The sequence below is a fragment of the Bacillus sp. GW823-FHT06A10 genome (genome assembly GCF_058795375.1).
Window position 1 is genome coordinate 1 of the sequence record NZ_JBXAHT010000015.1, and the last position, 2360, is coordinate 2360.

General features: G+C 34.0%; 2 protein-coding genes. Both read left to right on the forward strand.

Annotation, left to right across the window (positions count from 1 at the left end):
• Positions 1-266 precede the first annotated feature (266 nt).
• On the forward strand, positions 267-1226 hold the full coding sequence (locus tag AC1Q8M_RS27780; RefSeq protein WP_098361626.1) for an alpha/beta hydrolase: 960 nt from the start codon (positions 267-269) through the stop codon (positions 1224-1226).
• Between the two features lie 199 nt (positions 1227-1425).
• Positions 1426-2157 (forward strand): DsbA family oxidoreductase, encoded by a 732-nt coding sequence (locus AC1Q8M_RS27785; RefSeq protein WP_000687923.1) that lies wholly within the window; start codon positions 1426-1428, stop codon positions 2155-2157.
• Positions 2158-2360: the final 203 nt, after the last annotated feature.

Sequence of the window (2360 nt, forward strand, 5' to 3'; positions counted from 1 at the left end):
GGACCTTGTCCCTGTGAGAGTAGGACGTCGCCAAGCAACTTTAAGACGAGTCAGAATGACTCGTCTTTTTTGTGTTTTGTAACTTCTTTTCAAAGCTAATTACATATTTATATAAGTTTTATTCGATTTCTTTCGTGATTTTTGATATGTAATTTAAGATTTTCTATTTTATTTCTTAAAGATAAGATTCACCGGTGTGTTAAAATAGTACAGTTGTTTTTGATGTACTTTAATATAAGAAGATTTAAGTTAGAAAAGGAGATAATATGAAAAGGATAGGTATAATTACTATAGTAGTCTTAGTCCTTCTAGTAATCGTGTATATGTTAGTTGGGAATTATTTTTATAACTACGCGTTGAATGCGAAACAAGAAAAAGAATTTTTGCAAGATAATCCTCATTTAGTAGAAACGGTAAATGCATCGGGAGATGTATTGGCTACAAATGAAGCAAAGAATGCGAACTTCGTATCGAAGTATAAACCTAACACATTAACTATACGTTCTTTCGATAAATTAAATTTAAAAGGCTATGAATATATGAATGAATCATCTAGTCATAAATGGGCAATTGTGGTTCATGGATACAATGGTAGAGCATCAGAAATGACGAAATATATTCGTAACTTTTATGAACAAGGCTATAATGTCATAGCACCAGACCTTCGTGGGCACGGAAATAGTGAAGGGGATTATGTTGGTATGGGCTGGCATGATCGTAAAGATGTTTTGATTTGGATTCAACAAATCTTAAAGAAAGATCCTAATGCTGAAATAGCTCTATTTGGTGTTTCAATGGGCGGGGCAACTGTAATGATGACTTCAGGAGAAGATTTACCTTCTAATGTTAAAGTTATTATTGAAGATTGTGGATACTCAACCGTTATTGATGAATTTACTTATCAGCTAAAAGATTTATTCCACTTGCCGAAGTTTCCTGTTATGAATGCGGCAAATACAGTTACAAAATTAAGAGCTGGATATGATTTAGAAGAAGCTTCAGCTGTAAAACAAGTAGCGAAAAGTAAAACACCTATGCTATTCATTCATGGGGATGCTGATACATTCGTTCCTTTTGAAATGTTAGATGAAGTATATAATGCTGCAAAAGTAGAAAAAGAGAAATTAATTGTTCCAGGTGCTGGGCATGGAGAAGCGGAGAAAGTAGATTCGAATAAATATTGGAATACCGTATGGAAGTTCGTAGGGAAGTATATTCCGGCATAATTAAAGTTGTTGCATTTATATAGACGATAATCAGAGGGATAATAGTTAATCCTTTTGATTATCGTTTTTTTGTTAATTAGGTAGTCTGCTATAAGTGTATTTTTGTATGTACTATATGAAGGAGATAGAGCAAAAACTTTTGAATTCCTTAATCTCAGTGCTACAATGATTGAAAACTAAATGTTAATGAGGTGTTTATATGAAAATTGAGGTTTGGTCGGATTTTGTATGCCCATTTTGCTATATTGGGAAACGTAGATTAGAGATGGCTTTAGAGCAATTTCCACATAAGAAGGATGTTGAAGTTGAGTTTAAAAGTTTTGAGTTGGATCCGAATACTCCCGTTTACTCTGGAACAAGTATTAATGAAGTGCTTGCATCAAAGTATGGAATTAGTATTGAAGAAGCTAAGCGTAATAACGTACAGCTAGGAAATCATGCAGCTAGTATGGGTTTAAGTTTTAATTTTGATGAGATGAAGCCGACGAATACGTTTGATGCGCATCGTCTTGCGAAGTTTGCAAAGAATCATGGAAAAGAAAAGGAGATTACGGAGAATCTACTTTTTGCATATTTCACTGAATCGAAAAATTTAAGTGATGTGGATACACTTGCTATTATCGCTGAAGCCTCAGGTTTAGATAAGCAAGAAGCTTTAAATGTTATTAATGATAAAAATGCGTACGCAAATGATGTTAGAATTGATGAAGCGATTGCTCAGCAATATCAAATTTCGGGAGTGCCTTATTTTATTATTAATCAAAAGTATGCTATTTCAGGTGCACAACCACTTGAAACTTTTGTTGGTGCACTTCAGCAAGTGTGGGAAGAAGAGAATCCTGCACCGAAGTTACAGGAACTTTCAGCAGATGGTGGAAGCGATCTTTCTTGTACTGATGGAAGTTGTTCGGTGCCGTCGAAAGAACAATAGTTTTTATGGTAGAAGAGCACCCCATAGATTGTTCTGTAGGGTGCTTGTATATAACTATAGAAGAAATACGTAAATGAAATCTATAAAATATAAAGTTTTTTTAAAAACGTATTGACGATTATACTTTAGAGGTGTAATATAGAACAAGTCGCCGATGCAATAACGCAGAAGACGACAAACGAAATAAAAAACTTGGTTGACAT

What these genes read in the sequence shown, in the direction of transcription:
- AC1Q8M_RS27785 (WP_000687923.1), top strand. Translation starts at nt 1,426, where the DNA reads ATGAAAATTGAGGTTTGGTCGGATTTTGTATGCCCATTTTGCTATATT.
- AC1Q8M_RS27780 (WP_098361626.1), top strand. Translation starts at nt 267, where the DNA reads ATGAAAAGGATAGGTATAATTACTATAGTAGTCTTAGTCCTTCTAGTA.